The sequence below is a fragment of the Pantoea sp. Morm genome, from assembly GCF_016643525.1.
Lineage (GTDB): Bacteria > Pseudomonadota > Gammaproteobacteria > Enterobacterales > Enterobacteriaceae > Pantoea > Pantoea dispersa.
In genome coordinates, this window is record NZ_VOQX01000021.1 from 37389 (window position 1) to 53805 (window position 16417).

At 58.1% G+C, this 16417-nt stretch carries 21 protein-coding genes, 1 other RNA gene and 1 other annotated feature; of the genes, 11 read left to right on the forward strand and 11 right to left on the reverse strand.

Annotated elements, in window-relative coordinates:
• Window positions 1–52 precede the first annotated feature (52 nt).
• The 5 genes from recR to FT726_RS09930 all read right to left on the reverse strand — a co-directional run bounded on the left by recR (window position 53) and on the right by FT726_RS09930 (window position 4349).
• Window positions 53–658, reverse strand: a complete 606-nt coding sequence (gene recR, locus FT726_RS09910) for a recombination mediator RecR (protein ID WP_031279660.1) — start codon at window positions 656–658, stop codon at window positions 53–55.
• Entirely contained in the window at window positions 658–987 is a 330-nt protein-coding gene (locus FT726_RS09915; protein WP_010616869.1) for a YbaB/EbfC family nucleoid-associated protein, read from the reverse strand. The genes recR and FT726_RS09915 overlap by 1 nt, the downstream gene beginning before the upstream one ends.
• A gap of 49 nt (window positions 988–1036) precedes the next feature.
• Window positions 1037–3016, reverse strand: coding sequence for a DNA polymerase III subunit gamma/tau (dnaX, locus tag FT726_RS09920; RefSeq protein ID WP_132466464.1), 1980 nt, complete (start codon window positions 3014–3016; stop codon window positions 1037–1039).
• Window positions 1634–1695 (reverse strand) — a sequence feature (DnaX frameshifting element). (Overlaps the previous gene by 62 nt.)
• Before the next feature lie 247 nt (window positions 3017–3263).
• Window positions 3264–3815: an adenine phosphoribosyltransferase gene (gene apt / locus FT726_RS09925; protein ID WP_031279659.1), complete on the reverse strand. Its 552-nt coding sequence runs from the start codon at window positions 3813–3815 to the stop codon at window positions 3264–3266.
• A gap of 150 nt (window positions 3816–3965) precedes the next feature.
• On the reverse strand, window positions 3966–4349 hold the full coding sequence (locus FT726_RS09930) for a DUF454 family protein (protein WP_021507215.1): 384 nt from the start codon (window positions 4347–4349) through the stop codon (window positions 3966–3968).
• Window positions 4350–4407: 58 nt separating this feature from the next.
• Here FT726_RS09930 and priC point away from each other — a divergent pair, with 58 nt between their 5' ends.
• The 3 genes from priC to rsmS are packed head-to-tail and all read left to right on the forward strand — an operon-like array spanning window position 4408 to window position 5376.
• Window positions 4408–4917, forward strand: a complete 510-nt coding sequence (gene priC / locus FT726_RS09935) for a primosomal replication protein PriC (protein WP_021507214.1) — start codon at window positions 4408–4410, stop codon at window positions 4915–4917.
• A 49-nt stretch (window positions 4918–4966) separates the two neighbouring features.
• Window positions 4967–5212, forward strand: a complete 246-nt coding sequence (locus tag FT726_RS09940; protein ID WP_010616865.1) for a GlsB/YeaQ/YmgE family stress response membrane protein — start codon at window positions 4967–4969, stop codon at window positions 5210–5212.
• A gap of 8 nt (window positions 5213–5220) precedes the next feature.
• Window positions 5221–5376, forward strand: a complete 156-nt coding sequence (gene rsmS, locus FT726_RS09945) for a pleiotropic regulatory protein RsmS (RefSeq protein WP_072209946.1) — start codon at window positions 5221–5223, stop codon at window positions 5374–5376.
• On the opposite strand, the gene acrR is transcribed toward rsmS, so the two are convergent.
• Window positions 5373–6011 (reverse strand): multidrug efflux transporter transcriptional repressor AcrR, encoded by a 639-nt coding sequence (gene acrR, locus FT726_RS09950; RefSeq protein ID WP_031279658.1) that lies wholly within the window; start codon window positions 6009–6011, stop codon window positions 5373–5375. The genes rsmS and acrR overlap by 4 nt on opposite strands.
• A 142-nt stretch (window positions 6012–6153) precedes the next feature.
• On the opposite strand from acrR, the gene FT726_RS09955 reads away from it, so the two are divergent.
• The 4 genes from FT726_RS09955 to ykgO all read left to right on the forward strand — a co-directional run bounded on the left by FT726_RS09955 (window position 6154) and on the right by ykgO (window position 11085).
• Window positions 6154–7344, forward strand: coding sequence for an efflux RND transporter periplasmic adaptor subunit (locus tag FT726_RS09955; protein WP_058757947.1), 1191 nt, complete (start codon window positions 6154–6156; stop codon window positions 7342–7344).
• A gap of 17 nt (window positions 7345–7361) precedes the next feature.
• Window positions 7362–10511 carry a multidrug efflux RND transporter permease subunit AcrB gene (locus FT726_RS09960; RefSeq protein WP_021507209.1) on the forward strand — a complete coding sequence of 1050 codons (3150 nt, stop codon included), beginning with the start codon at window positions 7362–7364 and terminating at the stop codon, window positions 10509–10511.
• Window positions 10512–10671: 160 nt separating this feature from the next.
• Window positions 10672–10929, forward strand: a complete 258-nt coding sequence (locus tag FT726_RS09965) for a type B 50S ribosomal protein L31 (RefSeq protein WP_021507208.1) — start codon at window positions 10672–10674, stop codon at window positions 10927–10929.
• 15 nt (window positions 10930–10944) lie between these two features.
• Window positions 10945–11085 carry a type B 50S ribosomal protein L36 gene (gene ykgO, locus FT726_RS09970; RefSeq protein ID WP_010616859.1) on the forward strand — a complete coding sequence of 47 codons (141 nt, stop codon included), beginning with the start codon at window positions 10945–10947 and terminating at the stop codon, window positions 11083–11085.
• A gap of 44 nt (window positions 11086–11129) precedes the next feature.
• On the opposite strand, the gene FT726_RS09975 is transcribed toward ykgO, so the two are convergent.
• The 3 genes from FT726_RS09975 to FT726_RS09985 are packed head-to-tail and all read right to left on the reverse strand — an operon-like array spanning window position 11130 to window position 13522.
• Entirely contained in the window at window positions 11130–12008 is an 879-nt protein-coding gene (locus tag FT726_RS09975; protein ID WP_058769397.1) for a metal ABC transporter substrate-binding protein, read from the reverse strand.
• 21 nt (window positions 12009–12029) lie between these two features.
• Entirely contained in the window at window positions 12030–12869 is an 840-nt protein-coding gene (locus FT726_RS09980) for a metal ABC transporter permease (protein WP_021507206.1), read from the reverse strand.
• Complete coding sequence (locus FT726_RS09985; RefSeq protein WP_021507205.1) at window positions 12866–13522, reverse strand: metal ABC transporter ATP-binding protein; 657 nt, start codon at window positions 13520–13522, stop codon at window positions 12866–12868. The genes FT726_RS09980 and FT726_RS09985 overlap by 4 nt, the downstream gene beginning before the upstream one ends.
• A gap of 327 nt (window positions 13523–13849) precedes the next feature.
• Here FT726_RS09985 and FT726_RS09990 point away from each other — a divergent pair, with 327 nt between their 5' ends.
• The 3 genes from FT726_RS09990 to FT726_RS10000 all read left to right on the forward strand — a co-directional run bounded on the left by FT726_RS09990 (window position 13850) and on the right by FT726_RS10000 (window position 14969).
• On the forward strand, window positions 13850–14203 hold the full coding sequence (locus FT726_RS09990) for a hypothetical protein (protein ID WP_031279656.1): 354 nt from the start codon (window positions 13850–13852) through the stop codon (window positions 14201–14203).
• 145 nt (window positions 14204–14348) lie between these two features.
• The gene (gene tomB / locus FT726_RS09995; RefSeq protein ID WP_021313568.1) at window positions 14349–14726 is read left to right on the forward strand and encodes an Hha toxicity modulator TomB; all 378 of its coding nucleotides are present in this window, start codon (window positions 14349–14351) and stop codon (window positions 14724–14726) included.
• A 24-nt stretch (window positions 14727–14750) separates the two neighbouring features.
• Window positions 14751–14969, forward strand: a complete 219-nt coding sequence (locus FT726_RS10000; protein WP_021507203.1) for an HHA domain-containing protein — start codon at window positions 14751–14753, stop codon at window positions 14967–14969.
• A gap of 128 nt (window positions 14970–15097) precedes the next feature.
• Here FT726_RS10000 and ffs read toward each other — a convergent pair.
• Window positions 15098–15194, reverse strand: an RNA gene (gene ffs, locus FT726_RS10005) — signal recognition particle sRNA small type.
• Window positions 15195–15369: 175 nt separating this feature from the next.
• On the opposite strand from ffs, the gene FT726_RS10010 reads away from it, so the two are divergent.
• On the forward strand, window positions 15370–15681 hold the full coding sequence (locus FT726_RS10010) for an MGMT family protein (protein WP_021507202.1): 312 nt from the start codon (window positions 15370–15372) through the stop codon (window positions 15679–15681).
• A gap of 167 nt (window positions 15682–15848) precedes the next feature.
• Here the strand turns inward: FT726_RS10010 and FT726_RS10015 are convergent, their stop codons facing one another.
• Window positions 15849–16406, reverse strand: coding sequence for a YbaY family lipoprotein (locus FT726_RS10015; RefSeq protein WP_021507201.1), 558 nt, complete (start codon window positions 16404–16406; stop codon window positions 15849–15851).
• Window positions 16407–16417 lie beyond the last annotated feature (11 nt).

Sequence of the window (16417 nt, forward strand, 5' to 3'; positions counted from 1 at the left end):
GGATGGTGGGAAGAATTTCAAGCCGGTATCGCAGCAGGATACCGGCAAGTGGTCAGAATTTAATCTTGTGCCGTCCGGCAAGCGAGTGTGACAGCGTTGTGCCGTCGACCATTTCCAGTTCACCGCCGACCGGAACCCCGTGCGCAATGCGGCTGGCGTCAACGCCATACTGGCCGCACAGCTCGGCGATATAGTTAGCCGTGGCTTCGCCTTCCACCGTGGGATTGGTGGCGAGGATCACCTCCTGCAGCGTCTCACGTTCAAGGCGCTGCTCCAGCCGATCCAGGCCAATGTCCTGCGGGCCGATGCCGTCCAGCGGCGACAGATGGCCCATCAGCACAAAGTAGCGACCGCCAAACTGGCCGGTCTGCTCGATGGCGTGGATATCCGCCGGGCTCTCCACCACGCAAATCTGGCCGTTTTGCTGACGGCGGGGATTGGCGCAGATGGTGCAGATCTCCTGCTCGGTGAAGGTGCGGCAGTCGGAACAGTGGCCGATCTCTGCCATGGCGCGGGTCAGCGCCTGCGCCAGACGCATGCCACCGCTGCGATCGCGCTGCAACAGATGAAACGCCATGCGCTGCGCCGATTTCGGGCCCACACCCGGTAAACAGCGCAGCGACTCCATCAAAGCTTCAAGCAGTGGACTGGTTTGCATCAGAACGGCATCTTGAAGCCAGGCGGCAGCTGCATACCGGCAGAGACGGACGCCATCTTCTCTTTCTGCGTTTCATCAATACGGCGCGCCGCATCGTTGAACGCCGCAGCGATCAGATCTTCCAGCATCTCTTTGTCATCTTCCAGCAGGCTGGGATCGACTTCCACGCGGCGGCAGTTGTGCGCACCGTTGATGGTCACTTTGACCAGGCCAGCCCCTGATTCGCCGGTGACTTCCAGTGCGGCGATCTCTTCCTGAACTTTGGCCATTTTATCCTGCATCTGCTGGGCCTGTTTCATCAGGTTGCCCAATCCGCCTTTACCAAACATAGTTTTCTCTCTCTGCTGGGGCTGCGCGCAACGCTGCGCGACAGCGTGATCATACGGGTCGGATACTCTCTTCATCCAGGTCCGCATCAAAGAAGCGACGCAGCGTCTGAATGTGGGTATCGCTTTCGATCGACTGACGCGCCTGCGCCAGTTTCTCTTCATAAATGGCCTGACGCCACTCCAGCGGCGTCAATACCGCCGGATTATCGTCTTCCACGATGGTCAGTTCAACCGGCTGGCCGGCCGCCTGGCTCAGCGCCTCCTGAATCGCCTGGCGCGCCGGGGCAGAGTTGAGATGACGCTGGCTGCTGCGCAAATGCAGCGTCACGCCCTGCTCATTCACCTCTTTCCACGCGTTCAGCGCGACCTGCTGGACCAGCTTCGGCAGCGTCAGCGTGGCGATTTCCGCCGCCCAGGCGTCGCGCTGCAGCGCCTCTTCCGCCAGTTTGAGCGCCAGCTCTGGCGTTTTCTCATGCTCCAGCGCAGAACGCAAGGCTTTTGGCGTCGCCACCGGCTCCGGCTTGATCTCCTCCTGCTGCTGGGCTTTCCAGCGATACGCTTCCGGTTTCGCCGGCGCTTTTACCGCCGGCTCAGACGCACGCTGTTGCACGCGCTCGGTGACGCTTGCCAGACGTTCCAGCGCCGGGTTTGCCGGCCGCGCGGAACGCGCTGCCGGCTCACTCTTTTTTGCTTTGCCGGCTCCCTGACGCAGCAGCTGCGTCCGCGCCTGTAACAGCTGACTGGTGGCGTCGGGCAAGTTATCCGGGGCCGGTGCCATATCGGGATAATCATCGGCCGGCGGTGGCGACTCATCCATCGGCGGTGCCATCTGCGGCTGCGCGGCCACAGCGGGTGCGGCTTTAGTCTGAGGCGCTGGCGCGGCAACGGCCGGTGCGGCCTGCGGCGTCAGCGACGGGCGCGCCACCGGTTCAGCGATGGTGGCCTGCGGATGAAACGCCAGTGCACGCAGCAGCGTCATTTCCACGCCGAGCCGGCGATCCGGCGCCAGCGGCAAATCTTTGCGCCCCATCAGCAGCGTCTGATAATAGAGCTGAACGTCAGCAGGCGGCAGCACGCGCGCCAGTTCGCGCAGGCGCTGCGCCTGGCTGGCATCATCTTCGCCAAGCGAGCTGGGCAGCAGCTGGACCATCGCGATACGGTGCAGCAGACGCAGCATCTCCACCAGCAGCGCCTCCCACTCTACGCCGCGCGATGCGGCCTGATTCAGCAGCGCCATCACCTGTTCGCCGTTGCCTTCCACCAGCGCTTCAATTAGCGCCAGCGGCTGTTCATCATCCAGCGTGCCCAGCATTTGCGCCACGCTGTCGCGCGTGACGCTGCCCTGCCCCATGGCTATCGCCTGATCGGTGAGGCTGAGCGCATCGCGCATACTGCCGTCGGCGGCGCGCGCCAGCAGATGCAACGCGCGCGGCTCGGCGTCAATCTGCTCCTGCTGCAGCACGTGCGCCAGCTGCTGCTGAATCTGTTCGACGTCGAGGGCTTTCAGATGGAACTGCAGGCAGCGCGACAGAATGGTTACCGGCAGCTTCTGCGGATCGGTGGTCGCCAGCAGGAATTTCACGTGCGACGGTGGCTCTTCCAGCGTTTTCAGCAGCGCATTAAAGCTGTGGCGCGACAGCATGTGCACTTCATCGATCAGATAGACCTTAAAGCGCCCGCGCGCGGGTGCATACTGGACGTTATCCAGCAGGTCGCGCGTGTCTTCCACTTTGGTGCGCGAGGCGGCATCGATTTCGATCAGATCGACAAAGCGCCCCTGTTCAATCTCGCGACAGTTATCGCACTGTCCACAGGGCGTGGCCGTGATACCGGTTTCGCAGTTGAGGCCTTTGGCCAGCAGACGCGCAATCGAGGTTTTCCCCACGCCGCGCGTGCCGGAAAACAGATAGGCATGATGGATGCGTCCCAGTGACAACCCGTTGGCCAGCGCCGTCAGCACATGTTCCTGACCGACTACGTCGGCGAAAGCCTGGGGACGCCATTTTCGCGCAAGTACCTGATAGCTCATGTGGATTCAATCACTGGAGTTGTTTAACCTGGCACAGCAGCACGCTCAGTTGCGCCGATTCTGCCGTGGGACTTAGGGGAAAAATGCGGTGACGCAAACCCTGTTTATTTTGACAGGAGTGTAACAGCCACAGCCGGATATGCCTATACCCGTGATACGTTGCGCGCTGCGCTTCAGGGCGGAATACGCCTGTCAGGGAGTGCGAAGAGAGGCGCCGCCGGGCATCAAGGCGGGCGGCGCGATGGCCTTAGTGGCCGGGGAAGTTGACCAGGCTGTAGCAGTCGATACCCAGCGCGTTCAGGCGCGCTTCGCCGCTTAAATCAAACAGGTTGATCACGAACGCGGCATCTTTAACTTCACCGCCCGCACGACGAATCAGTTTCACCGTGGCTTCAAGGGTGCCGCCGGTAGCCAGCAGATCGTCCACCACCAGCACCACATCGCCGGGTTTGATGGCGTCTTTGTGCAGTTCCAGCGCGTCTGAACCGTACTCCAGTTCATAGCTTTCGCTGAAAGTTTCACGCGGCAGTTTACCCGGTTTGCGCACCGGCACAAATCCCACGCCCAGACCCAGCGCAACCGGCGCCCCGAACAGGAAGCCACGCGCTTCGGTGCCCACCACTTTGGTGATGCCTTTATTACGATAACGCTCAACCAGAATGGCGATCGCTGCGGCATACGCCTGCGGATCTTCCATCAGACTGGTGACGTCACGGAACAGGATGCCCGGCTTCGGATAGTCAGGAATGCTTTTGATGCTGTTTTTGATCAGTTCAAGCTGCTGCGCAGTTGCGGTCATAAAGGTTACGCCTGGAAAAATATCTAAAACGCGCAGCTTCCACAGCGCCAATACCCGGAAACCGGGTTAAGCGAAGTCGTTTCTCAAAGGGAAGCCACGCACGAAGATGCCCAAATCTAAGCAAACAGCCGGCTAAATGCAACCCTGATGCTACGGTTCGTGCGGGTTCGCACTTTCTGCTACAACCGGGATGCGCCACAGCATGAGCAGCAGCAGCGCCAGCATCACACCGAGCAGGATGCGCAGCCACAGCAGCTTCACCAGCCAGATTGAAAGCGCAAAGGTGATGACAATCAGCAACATGGCGCGGCTTTTGGCACCGGGCGGCATGGCGCGATGCTGCTGCCAGTGACGCAGATAGCGGCCAAACGGCGAGCGCCACAGCAGCCAGTGGTGAAAGCGTGGCGACGAGCGGGCAAAACACCAGGCGGCCAGCAACACGAATGGCGTGGTCGGTAGTAAAGGTAATACAATGCCCAGCGTGCCCAGCACAATCGCCAGCCAGCCAAGGCTTAACAGTAAAATGCGCTGCATGCCAGATGCCTGAAAAATGTCACAACAGCGCTACGTTAACACAGACGGAATCGAAGTGATGCCTCAACTGCCCGCCCAACAGCGTCTGCACGCAATGATTGACACGTTGCGCCAGCAGATTGCGCAGCAGCCGGACGGTAGCTGCCGTCAGCCGCGCTTTGACGCGCAGCTGTTTCGCTGCAAAGGCACGCGGCTGGCTGACTATCTGCAAGAGCTGCAGCACAATGCGGCGCAGCTCGCGGCGTCCGACAGTGATGCGTCGCGCCGCCAGTGGCTGGCGCAGAAGGTGCTGGACCAGATTGCCGCGCTGCAGCGCGAGTGCAGTAGCCAGCAACTGCGCGTGGTGCGTGAACGGCCGCGGCGCGATCCGCTGCAGCCGAAGCGTGATGAGTACCGCGGCTACGAAACGCGACTGCTGGCCATGCTGCAGCAGCGCGAACAGCACCTGGCGCGCGCTGAAACGCTGAGCGTGCAGCAGCAGCTGATGCGCGAGGTGGAGATTCTGCAGGAGCGGCTGGCGCGCTGCCGCGCCGCGCTGCATAAACTGGAGATCGCGGCGCAGCCGTAAGCCGTTCGCTTTCCTCTATACTGGAAACAGCGCTGACGGGAGGAGAAGCATGACCCTTATCATCTGGATTATTATTGGCCTGGCTGCCGGCTGGCTGAAGCGGAGGGTGTTTCCCGGCCGTCCCGGCGGACTGGTGCCGACGCTGGTGCTGGCGGTGATCGGCGCGCTGATTGGCGGCTACATCGCCACGTATTTCACCACGGGCGACCTCGGTACGCTGCATCCGACGGGCTTTGCCGTGGCGCTGGCGGGTGCCCTGCTGATGCTGCTGGTCGCCGCTAAACTACGTATTTAGGAGACACTATGACGCTGGATACCGCGCCGGACGACATCAAGCTGGCGGTCGATTTAATTCAGCTGCTGGAGGAAAACCAGGTACCCACGGCCACGGTGCTGGCTGCGCTGGCGATTGTCCAGCGCGATTACGAGCAGAAGCTGGCGGCCGAACACACCGCTTAGCGCGTGCCGGCGAGCGTCGGGCTCAGGCGCAGCATATCTATAAATGCCTCGACCACCTGCGGCGCTTCACTCACCAGATCAAAACTTTGCGGATTGAATAACCAGCTTTCCATCATGCCGCTGATGTAGCCGCGCATCAGCAGCGCCGCCTGGCGGGTATTGAGGCTGGCCGGAAGCTGCCCGGCCTCGATACAGCTGCGCAGCACCTCTTCGATGCGGTCATAACACGCCTGCAGCAGCCCCTGCTGCATCGCCATTAACGTCGACATTTCGCCGACGAACTCACATTTATGGAAGATAATCTCCATTAATGCGCGTCTTTGTGGATCCTTTGCTGTGGCTTCAAGGATATAGATCAGCATCGAACGCATTACAGAAAGTGGATCGCCAGGGTATTTTGTCTGATACTCAAGTTCCACATCGTCGAGCCCGGCGTCGCAGCGCAGCCAGATCTCCTGTAACAGATCGGCTTTATTTTTAAAATGCCAGTAGATAGCGCCGCGCGTGACGCCAGCGGCCGCGGCGATATCCGCCAGTGAGGTGGCGGCCACACCGTGTTCAGAAAAGTGAGCTAAAGCGGCATCCAGAATTTGATGTCGCGTTTCAAGTGCTTGCGCTTTGGTTTTTCGTGCCATAGAGGACTGTTTTTACAAACTGGCAAGTTTACATACATTTGTGAATGTATGTACCATAGCACGACCCGTGTTTTAACGCAGCAATGGGTTTAACGGTTTGTGATCCATTGATCTTTTGATATCGGACACTAGAGGTTTATTTATGAATAAAAACAGAGGATTAGCGCCTCTGGCGGCCGCCGTGATGCTTACAGGCAGCTTTTTGTTAACAGGATGTGATGATAATAAATCCCAGCAAGCCGCCCAGCAGCAGCCCCCGGAAGTGGGTGTTGTCACGTTAAAAAACGAGCCCCTGAAAATCACCACCGAACTGCCAGGCCGTACTTCGGCATTCCGCGTGGCTGAAGTGCGTCCGCAGGTGTCAGGTATCATTCTCAAGCGTAATTTTGTTGAAGGCAGTGATGTTAAAGCCGGCGATTCGCTGTACCAGATCGATCCCGCCACCTATCAGGCCGCGTACGACAGCGCAAAAGGCGATTTAGCCCAGGCGCAGGCCAACGCGCGCGTTGCCCAGCTGACGGTGAATCGTTACAAGCCACTGCTGGGTACCAAATATATCAGCCAGCAGGACTACGATAACGCCGCGGCCACCGCCGCGCAGACCGCCGCAGCCGTACAGGCGGCGCAGGCCAATGTGGAAACCGCCCGCATTAACCTGGCGTACACTAAAGTGACCTCGCCAATCAGCGGCCGCATTGGCAAATCCTCGGTGACGGAAGGTGCGCTGGTGTCGAACGGCCAGACCACCGCGCTGGCGACCGTGCAGCAACTCGACCCGATGTATGTCGATGTGACCCAATCCAGTGATGATTTCCTGCGCCTGCGCGGCGAGCTGGAGTCTGGTCAGCTGAAGCAGAACGACGGCAAAGCTAACGTTACCCTGCTGATGCAGAACGGTAGCGCATACAGCCAGCCGGGCACACTGGAATTCTCTGATGTTACCGTGGATGAAACCACCGGCTCGATTACCCTGCGCGCGATTTTCCCGAATCCGGATCATCGTTTGCTGCCGGGCATGTTCGTGCGTGCACGTCTGGATGAGGGCACTAACCCAACGGCGCTGCTGGTACCACAGACCGGCGTAACCCGCACGCCAACCGGTGAAGCCACCGCGATGGTAGTGGGCGCGGATAATAAAGTTGAAGTGCGTAAGATTACCGCGAACCAGGCGTTTGGCGACAAATGGCTGGTGACCGATGGCCTGAAAGAGGGCGATCGCGTGATTACCGTCGGTATTCAGCGTGCTAAACCGGGTGCTCAGGTGACGCCGCAGGAAGTCAAAGATGATGCCAAAGCCGCACCGGAATCTCAGTCTGCTAAATCATCGTCATAAACAGGAGCCGTTGATACATGGCTAAGTTCTTTATCGATCGCCCCATTTTTGCCTGGGTGCTTGCCATCATTATTATGCTGGCGGGTGCGCTATCGATTATCAAACTGCCGATCGAGCAATATCCCAACGTTGCGCCGCCGGCAGTTGAAATCCAGGCATCTTATCCGGGTGCAGATGCGAAAACGCTACAGGATTCGGTAACGCAGGTTATCGAACAGAATATGAACGGCATCGACGGGCTGATGTATATGTCCTCGAGCAGTGACTCTTCTGGTACGCTGACGCTGACGCTGACCTTCCAGTCTGGCACTGACGCCGACATTGCTCAGGTGCAGGTGCAGAACAAACTGCAGCTGGCGATGCCACTGCTGCCGCAGGAAGTACAGCAGCAGGGGATTCAGGTGAAAAAATCCTCCAGCAGCTTCCTGATGGTGGCCGGTTTCGTCAGCGAAGATGGCAGCATGACGCAGAACGACATCTCAGACTACGTAGCGTCGAACATCAAAGATCCGATCAGCCGTACGCCTGGCGTCGGTGATACTCAGGTGTTTGGTGCGCAGTATGCGATGCGTATCTGGCTCGATCCGCACAAGCTTAACAACTACCAGCTGACACCGGTGGATGTGATCAGCGCGCTGCAAACCCAGAACACCCAGGTGGCTGCCGGTCAGCTGGGCGGTACCCCACCGGTGCCAGGTCAGCAGCTTAACGCCTCGATCATTGCCCAGACGCGTCTGACCTCGACCGAAGAGTTCGGCAACATCATGCTGAAGGTCAATCAGGACGGCTCACAGGTGCGCCTGCGCGATGTCGCGAAAATTGAACTCGGCGGTGAAAACTACGAGATCATTGCCCGCTATAACGGCAAACCAGCCTCCGGTATCGGTGTCAAACTGGCGACCGGCGCCAACGCGCTGGATACCGCCGACGCGGTGAAAGCGGAACTGGCCAAGCTGGAACCGTTCTTCCCGGCCGGCATGAAAACCGTTTACCCGTACGACACCACACCATTCGTTAAGATCTCCATTTTCGAAGTGGTGAAAACGCTGTTCGAAGCCATCGTGCTGGTGTTCCTGGTAATGTATCTGTTCCTGCAGAACTTCCGCGCGACGCTGATTCCTACCATCGCCGTGCCGGTGGTGCTGCTGGGCACCTTTGCCATCATCAGTGCCTTTGGCTACTCAATAAACACCCTGACGATGTTCGGCATGGTGCTCGCCATCGGCCTGTTAGTTGATGACGCCATCGTGGTGGTGGAAAACGTTGAGCGCGTCATGGCGGAAGAAGGATTACCGCCGAAAGAAGCCACCAAACGCTCGATGGAACAGATTCAGGGCGCGCTGGTTGGCATCGCGCTGGTGCTGTCAGCGGTATTTATCCCGATGGCGTTCTTCGGCGGCTCAACCGGGGTGATTTATCGTCAGTTCTCGATCACCATCGTTTCGGCGATGGCGCTGTCGGTGCTGGTGGCGTTGATTCTGACGCCAGCGCTGTGTGCCACCATGCTGAAGCCCATCAAGAAAGGTGAACACGGCAAAACCACCGGTTTCTTCGGCTGGTTTAACCGCCTGTTTGATAAGAGCACCAACCATTACGTCGACAGCGTCGGCCACATTGTGCGCAGCACCGGTCGCTATCTGCTGATTTATCTGCTGATTGTGGTCGGCATGGCTTACCTGTTCCTGAAACTGCCTACCTCGTTCCTGCCGGAAGAGGATCAGGGGCTGTTACTGGCGCAGGCGCAGCTGCCTGCCGGTGCGACTCAGGAACGTACGCAGAAGGTGCTGGATCAGGTTACGGATTACTTCCTGACCAAAGAGAAAGACAGCGTGAATTCGGTGTTTACCGTTAACGGCTTTGGCTTCGCCGGTCGTGGACAGAACACCGGTATCGCCTTCGTCAGCCTGAAGCCATGGGATGAGCGTGGTGATGCCAGCCTGAAAGTGCCGGCGATTGCCGGACGTGCGATGCAGGCGCTGGGTCAGATCAAAGATGCCATGGTGTTCCCGTTCAACCTGCCGGCCATTATCGAACTGGGTAACGCCACCGGTTTCGACTTCCAGCTGATCGATCAGGGTAACCTCGGCCATGAGAAGCTGACCGCCGCGCGTAACCAGCTGTTTGGCATGATCGCCCAGCATCCGGATACGCTGGTGGGCGTGCGTCCAAACGGGCTGGAAGATACGCCGCAGTACAAACTGATTATCGATCAGGAAAAAGCGCAGGCGCTTGGTGTGTCGCTGTCCGACATCAACACCACGCTGGGTGCGGCCTGGGGCGGTTCTTACGTCAACGACTTCATCGACCGTGGTCGCGTGAAGAAAGTGTACGTGATGGGTCAGGCCGACTCGCGCATGCTGCCGGATGACATCAGCAAATGGTACGTGCGCAACAGCGCCGGGACCATGGTGCCGTTTTCTGCCTTCTCTTCGGCGAAGTGGCAGTATGGTTCACCGCGTCTGGAGCGTTACAACGGTCTGCCATCAATGGAGATCCTGGGTCAGGCAGCACCGGGCAAGAGCTCGGGTGATGCCATGAACCTGATGGAGAGCCTCGCCTCGAAGCTGCCTGCGGGTATCGGCTACGACTGGACCGGCATGTCCTATCAGGAACGCCTGTCCGGCAACCAGGCGCCTGCACTGTACGCCATTTCGCTGATTGTGGTGTTCCTGTGTCTGGCCGCGCTGTATGAGAGCTGGTCGATTCCGTTCGCGGTCATGCTGGTGGTGCCGCTGGGTGTGATTGGCGCCCTGCTCTTCACCACGCTGCGCGGTCTGAGTAACGACGTGTACTTTGTGGTGGGTCTGTTGACCACCATTGGTCTCTCGGCGAAGAACGCCATCCTGATCGTCGAATTCGCCAAGGATTTGATGGAGAAGGAAGGCAAAGGGCTGGTCGAGTCGACGCTGGAAGCCTCACGTATGCGTCTGCGTCCGATTCTGATGACGTCGCTGGCGTTCATCCTCGGCGTACTGCCGCTGGCGATCAGCAGCGGTGCCGGCTCCGGCGCACAGAACGCCGTCGGTACCGGCGTGATGGGCGGGATGGTGACGGCCACCGCGCTGGCGATCTTCTTCGTGCCGGTGTTCTTCGTGGTGGTGCGCCGCCGTTTCAGCAAGAACAAGTCTGAGCTGGAACAGGGCCATCCGGTCGATCACCCTCACTGATAGTTTCTCTCTGCTAAAAGGCCGCGCAAGCGGCCTTTTTTATTGCGCACTCCCCTGCTCCGCACGTTCCATGACAAATCCGCACCGGACGCGTGGTTGCAATCCTGCGGCGTGAGGTTCATAATATTGTTATATTATAACATTACACGAGAGCACTATTATGAAACCAAACATTCATCCGCACTACCGTCCTGTGGTGTTCCATGACACCACCGTCGACGAATACTTCAAAGTCGGCTCAACGATTCAGACCGACCGTACCATCCAGTTTGAGGGCGAAGAGCTGCCGTACGTCACGCTCGATGTGTCGTCGAAGTCGCACGTTTACTACACCGGTAAACAGAAAGAGTTTGCCAAAGAGGGCAGCGCCGCACGCTTCAACAAGCGTTTTGGCAGCTTCCTGACGCGCAGCAAATAACCGGAGTTCAGCCACATGCAAGTTGTCAGTTCATTGCGGTCTGCCAAGACCCGTCACAAAGATTGCAAAGTCGTGCGGCGTAAAGGTCGTATTTATGTGATTTGCAAAACCAACCCGCGCTTTAAGGCGGTGCAGGGAAGAAAGAAAAAACGTTAGGAAAGTGTCGTGATAATTGGCCGGGATGCTCCCCGGCCTTTTTTTTACTTCATGCTGTGCAGCAGAGTTTCCACATTGTGCTTAAACGCCGCCTCATAGGTGGGCGCCGGCCCGCTGGCCGCTGACAGCGCTTCCGGATAGAGCTCGCCACCGGGTTGCGCACCGGTTTCACTGGCGATCTGTTTCACCAGACGCGGATCGGTCTGATTCTCCATAAAGTAGGTGGTGATGTGCTCGGCCCGGAGCTGTTTGATGATAGCGGCGACATCGCTGGCGCTGGCTTCCGCTTCGGTTGAGAAGCCCACCGGCGCGAGGAATGTCACGCCGTAGCGCTGGCCGAAATAGCCAAAGGCATCATGGCTGGTGAGTACCTTGCGTTTACTTTGCGCCACGCCGGCAAATTCACTTTTGGCCCAGCTATCCAGCTTTTGCAACTGCTGAATATAGCGTTCACCGCTGTGACGGATGTCGGCAGCATCGTCCGGATCGGCTTTGATCAGCGCGTTCATCACGTTGGTGGCGTAGATCACACCGTTGTGCATGCTGTTCCACGCGTGTGGATCGGTGATGGTTTTGCCATCCTCCTCCATTTTGCGCGTATTGACGCCGTTCGAGGCGACCACCACCGTGCCCTTGTAGCCGGACGCGCTAATCAGCCGGTCCATCCAGCCTTCCATGCCCAGCCCGCTGACGAACACCACATCGGCCTGCGCCAGCGCCTGGCTATCCTGCGGCGTCGGCTCAAAGGTGTGCGGATCGCCATCCGGCCCCACCAGCGATTTCACCTTAACGTGATCGCCGCCGACCTGTTTAACGATGTCAGCCAGCACGGTAAAACTGGCTACGGCATCAACAGTTTTTGCCAGCGTCAGCGGGCTAATCAGCATCGCGCCAATCGCCAGACTCAACGGTAACTTCTTCATACCTATCCCCTTGTCATCTTATTATCGACGGCGCAGCAGGCCGCCACATGGTCCTGTCAACACAGACAGCAAAAACAGTACGGCCGCACTCAGTACCACCGCCGGTCCGGCAGGCAGGGCATAGTGCCAGGAGAGCAACAGGCCGATAAAGGCGGCGATCAGCGCCAGCAGCATGGCAATCGCCAGCATGCGCGTAAGGTGACGGCTCCAGAAGCGCGCGCTGGTGGCGGGCAGCATCATCAGCCCAACGGACATCAGCGTGCCGAGCACCTGAAAACCCGCCACCAGATTCAGCACCACCAGCGTGAGGAAAATGCCGTGCACCAGCGGTGCGCTCCATTTTCCCTGCGCACGCAGAAAATCAGGATCAAAGGCATCAATGACCAGCGGCCGGAAGATCACGGCCAGCATCAGCAGGGTGAACGCGGCGATGCTGCCAACCAGCACAATCGCGCCGTTATCCACCGCCAGCAGCGAGCCGAACAACACGTGCAGCAGATCGACACTGGAACCGCGCAGTGATACCAGCGTGACGCCGAGCGCCAGCGAACCCAGATAGAAGCCGGAAAAGCTGGCATCCTCCTTCAGGTGGGTGTAACGGCTGACCGCACCGGACAGCAGCGCCACCGCCAGCCCGGCAATCAGGCCGCCAATGCCCATCGCCACCAGCGACAGGCCGGACACCAGATAGCCGATGGCGGCGCCCGGCAGTACCGCATGGGACAGCGCATCGCCCACCAGGCTCATACGGCGCAGCGAGAGAAAGACGCCGAGCGGCGTTGCACTGATCGCCAGCGCCATGCAGGCCACCAGCGCCCGGCGCATAAAACCAAACTCAATAAACGGCTGGAGTAACGTCATGACGCCACCCGGCACAGCCGCGGTTGCTGCGCACTGTCACGCTCATCCAGCGACAGCACGTCACGAAAATGGCGCGCCACCAGCAGCTTGTCGTGCAGCACCACCAGCAGCGTGGTGCCCGCCCGCTGCTGCTGTTCGAGAATCGACATCAGTAAGGTTATCGTCGGCGTATCAATGCCGTTGAAGGGTTCGTCCAGCAGCCAGAGCTGACTGCGCTGGAGCATCAGGCGCGCAAACAGCACGCGCTGCAACTGCCCGCCGGAGAGCATCGCGGGCTGCGCAGTGGCGAAGTCGCGCATCTGCACCGCCTCCAGCGCGGCATCAATCTCCTGCCTCAGCGCACGCGTGATGCCACCGAACCAGCCACAGCGCGGCCAGCAGCCCATTGCTACCAGCTCATAGACGGTGAGCGGGAAGCGGGTGTCCAGCTCGCTGCGCTGCGGCAACCAGCCCAGCGCTTTTCGCGGCAGCTGCAGTTCACAGCGTCCCGCCACTGGCGGCAGCAGTCCGGCGATAGTTTTGAGCAAGGTTGATTTGCCTGTTCCGTTGGCCCCGACCAGTGCCGTCATACTGCCGGCCGCCAGTTCGCCATTCACCACCGGCGTCACCGCCCTGCCCTGATAGCCGCCCTGCAGACGATGAAAACGCATCATTGGTGCAGGCCCCAGACGATGGCTAGAGCCAGCAGGCTACTCAGCAGTAGCGCTACCAGCAGGCGCCCGCCAAGCGAGAGAAGTAATCCACTGTGATTCATGACACGCCACCAAAATGTTATAACATAACAATATACTACCTGATGGCGTCATCGTGACGCGCGGAGGAAAGTGTTTCAAAAGTTGATCAGTGGCGATACGCCTGGGCGATTTGTGCCATCAAGCCAGCGCCCATCGCAGCAATCGCCCTTTCTGTTTACCAATGGCTTGCAATGTCCGGGCTGAAAGCCAATGATAGAACTCTCCTTGCTTTTTACGGGATGCAGAATGCAGTCTATTATTCATAGTGATATTGATGTGAATGAGGATGATTGCGGCAAGTTACGCCAGATTATCCAGGGGAATATTCTCAAAATAGCCCAGGACCTTGCCGGCGATTTACAGTGGTATTCTCAAAACGCGCAATTAGTTCCGGACAGTTTTACCATTATTTCCATTCAGCCCGTCGGCCACAAACGATTTAAAATGCTTTACGATTTCACGTGGGATTTATTTAATCCCTGCCTTGATTTAAATGAAACCTTTACCCAACGTGAAGAAGTTATGTTCCAGACAACGCCCGGTGCACTGGTGTTTGAGGTGATAGACAATACCCGCCCGTCACCGTGCGACGAATTGTAATATTTAGTAATTGGGTGAGCAAAACTAATGATTGTGGATTATATTTAAAAGGTCGCTGAATTCTTTTTATTCGTGATCGCTCCCTGGTAGCTTTTCCAAATCTCGCCGCGTCGCGGTAACTGTGCTCGCTATGGAGGGGAAAAAGATGGACGAATACTCACCGAAACGGCATGATATTGCCCAGCTTAAATTTCTGTGTGAGAACCTGTTTGACGAAAGTATGGCGACGCTAACCGACAGCCATCACGGCTGGGTTAATGATCCTACTTCGCCAGGCAATTTACAGCTCAACGATTTGATTGAGCATATCGCCTCTTTCACGATGAATTACAAAATTAAGCATGTTGAAGATGAAGCGCTGATTACGCAAATCGATGAATATCTTGATGATACCTTTATGCTGTTTAGCAGCTATGGAATCAATACGCAGGATCTTCAACGGTGGCAACGTTCAGCAAAACGCTTATTTAATCTGTTTGCCGAAGAGTGCGCTTATCTCCAGCAACCCAGCCATTCCTTTTAGCATCAGAGTGAGACCGGTTTATTTATGAGCAACCCAGCCTTAACCAAAACAGACTATTTGATGCGACTGCGTCGTTGTCGCTCAATTGACACCCTTGAACGGGTGATTGAAAAGAACAAGTATGAATTACCCGATGATGAGTTAGCGGTATTCTACTCCGCAGCCGATCACCGTCTGGCCGAGCTGACCATGAACAAGCTCTATGACAAAGTGCCCGGATCTGTCTGGAAGTACGTCCGCTAAGTTTTCTCCCCGCAGGTCGTTTCGTTACTCACCTTTATTTCCACGGATGACAGGCAGGCAAAGGAGTGCCGACAGGGTGCTGTGCCGCATTGCGCGCAGGGATTTTGCATGGGCAGAAATGGTGGAGGCCCTGCCAGCTACATCCCGGCACACGCGTCGCCTGCTGCGGCTGCTTCCTTCCGGACCTGACCGAGTTCACAAGTTAGCGTTGCGGGAGAACCAACAGGGCCCCCATTGACGAGCTCTCATGTTGAGAGCGCTGGCATTATCGGGGAAGCCCCTGGCAATTGCAAGCGCAGGCCGGGCAACCGTTGGTTTCTTGAACAGGCCGGCGGCAAAACCCTGCTGATAGCCGCAATCGCATGCTAAAGTGGCGCTTTTCCCGCAGACGAGGTGCACAGTGAGTGAACAGAGCAATTTTTCCGAGCGCGTCTGGCAAATTGTTGCCGCTATTCCTGCCGGTAAAGTGACGACCTACGGCGATGTCGCGCTGCTGGCCGGTTCACCGCGTGCCGCACGTCAGGTGGGCGGCGTGCTGCGGCGCCTGCCGCCAGGCAGTAAACTGCCGTGGTTCCGCGTGATTAATCGTCATGGTCGTATTTCGCTGCAGGGCGATGATCTTTTTCGCCAGCGCGATGCACTGGAAGCCGAAGGTATTGAAGTGAGTGATGCGGGAGAAATTGAACTGGCGAAGTATCGCTGGGAGTATTAATGCTGACAGGCCGCACTCCCTTTAAAGCGCGGGAATGACACTGCAGAAAGTAAAGCGTCACACGCCAGGGATGGCGTGTGCCGAGCGATCAGGGACGAGACAGCGCCTTTACTTTCTGCAGTGCCATTCTGGCGCAGCTTCCGTAACGCGCTGTCTCCCGTTTCAACTTACAGACTGGTTGGTGCCGGCACGGAGGCTGACGGCGTAACCTGGGTTGGCGACGTCGAAGGCACAGTGGTAGCAGCGCCCGGCTGGGTTGGCATCGCCATATTGGTCACCGGTACCAGCAGCAGTTCCGCTTTCGTTCCACCCTGATTAATCACCGGTTTCACCGTATCGGTGATAAACGCCAGCTTGCCGTCGATGGTGATCGCTGCGCTCAGCAAAATGCGCGCGTTCGGCTGGATATCGGCCGGGTTAAAGGGCAGCACAAACTGGAACGGTGCCTGCTTGCCCTCGGTGCGAACCACACGCTGTGACAGCACTTTGGACGGCGCGTCCGCCAGTGACGCATCGGCCAGCGTCACGGTCAGCACCGCATCCGGCGGCAGCGCAATACGCTGGCGAATATAGACGGAACCGCTTACGTTCGGCTGGGCAATTGCCGACGGCTGCCCGGCCACGCTGGCGCCTAAAGTTGGCGTCGGCACGGGTTTACTGTGATCGGCACAGCCTGTGATTGCCACCGCCAGTGTCATACCGCTAATTACATGCCAGAGTTTCATCGATGTCGTCT

Excerpts from the sequence above, each read along its gene's own strand:
- recR (WP_031279660.1), bottom strand. The coding sequence starts at position 658 with ATGCAAACCAGTCCACTGCTTGAAGCTTTGATGGAGTCGCTGCGCTGT.
- FT726_RS09915 (WP_010616869.1), bottom strand. The coding sequence starts at position 987 with ATGTTTGGTAAAGGCGGATTGGGCAACCTGATGAAACAGGCCCAGCAG.
- dnaX (WP_132466464.1), bottom strand. The coding sequence starts at position 3,016 with ATGAGCTATCAGGTACTTGCGCGAAAATGGCGTCCCCAGGCTTTCGCC.
- apt (WP_031279659.1), bottom strand. The coding sequence starts at position 3,815 with ATGACCGCAACTGCGCAGCAGCTTGAACTGATCAAAAACAGCATCAAA.
- FT726_RS09930 (WP_021507215.1), bottom strand. The coding sequence starts at position 4,349 with ATGCAGCGCATTTTACTGTTAAGCCTTGGCTGGCTGGCGATTGTGCTG.
- priC (WP_021507214.1), top strand. The coding sequence starts at position 4,408 with ATGCCTCAACTGCCCGCCCAACAGCGTCTGCACGCAATGATTGACACG.
- FT726_RS09940 (WP_010616865.1), top strand. The coding sequence starts at position 4,967 with ATGACCCTTATCATCTGGATTATTATTGGCCTGGCTGCCGGCTGGCTG.
- rsmS (WP_072209946.1), top strand. The coding sequence starts at position 5,221 with ATGACGCTGGATACCGCGCCGGACGACATCAAGCTGGCGGTCGATTTA.
- acrR (WP_031279658.1), bottom strand. The coding sequence starts at position 6,011 with ATGGCACGAAAAACCAAAGCGCAAGCACTTGAAACGCGACATCAAATT.
- FT726_RS09955 (WP_058757947.1), top strand. The coding sequence starts at position 6,154 with ATGAATAAAAACAGAGGATTAGCGCCTCTGGCGGCCGCCGTGATGCTT.
- FT726_RS09960 (WP_021507209.1), top strand. The coding sequence starts at position 7,362 with ATGGCTAAGTTCTTTATCGATCGCCCCATTTTTGCCTGGGTGCTTGCC.
- FT726_RS09965 (WP_021507208.1), top strand. The coding sequence starts at position 10,672 with ATGAAACCAAACATTCATCCGCACTACCGTCCTGTGGTGTTCCATGAC.
- ykgO (WP_010616859.1), top strand. The coding sequence starts at position 10,945 with ATGCAAGTTGTCAGTTCATTGCGGTCTGCCAAGACCCGTCACAAAGAT.
- FT726_RS09975 (WP_058769397.1), bottom strand. The coding sequence starts at position 12,008 with ATGAAGAAGTTACCGTTGAGTCTGGCGATTGGCGCGATGCTGATTAGC.
- FT726_RS09980 (WP_021507206.1), bottom strand. The coding sequence starts at position 12,869 with ATGACGTTACTCCAGCCGTTTATTGAGTTTGGTTTTATGCGCCGGGCG.
- FT726_RS09985 (WP_021507205.1), bottom strand. The coding sequence starts at position 13,522 with ATGATGCGTTTTCATCGTCTGCAGGGCGGCTATCAGGGCAGGGCGGTG.
- FT726_RS09990 (WP_031279656.1), top strand. The coding sequence starts at position 13,850 with ATGCAGTCTATTATTCATAGTGATATTGATGTGAATGAGGATGATTGC.
- tomB (WP_021313568.1), top strand. The coding sequence starts at position 14,349 with ATGGACGAATACTCACCGAAACGGCATGATATTGCCCAGCTTAAATTT.
- FT726_RS10000 (WP_021507203.1), top strand. The coding sequence starts at position 14,751 with ATGAGCAACCCAGCCTTAACCAAAACAGACTATTTGATGCGACTGCGT.
- FT726_RS10015 (WP_021507201.1), bottom strand. The coding sequence starts at position 16,406 with ATGAAACTCTGGCATGTAATTAGCGGTATGACACTGGCGGTGGCAATC.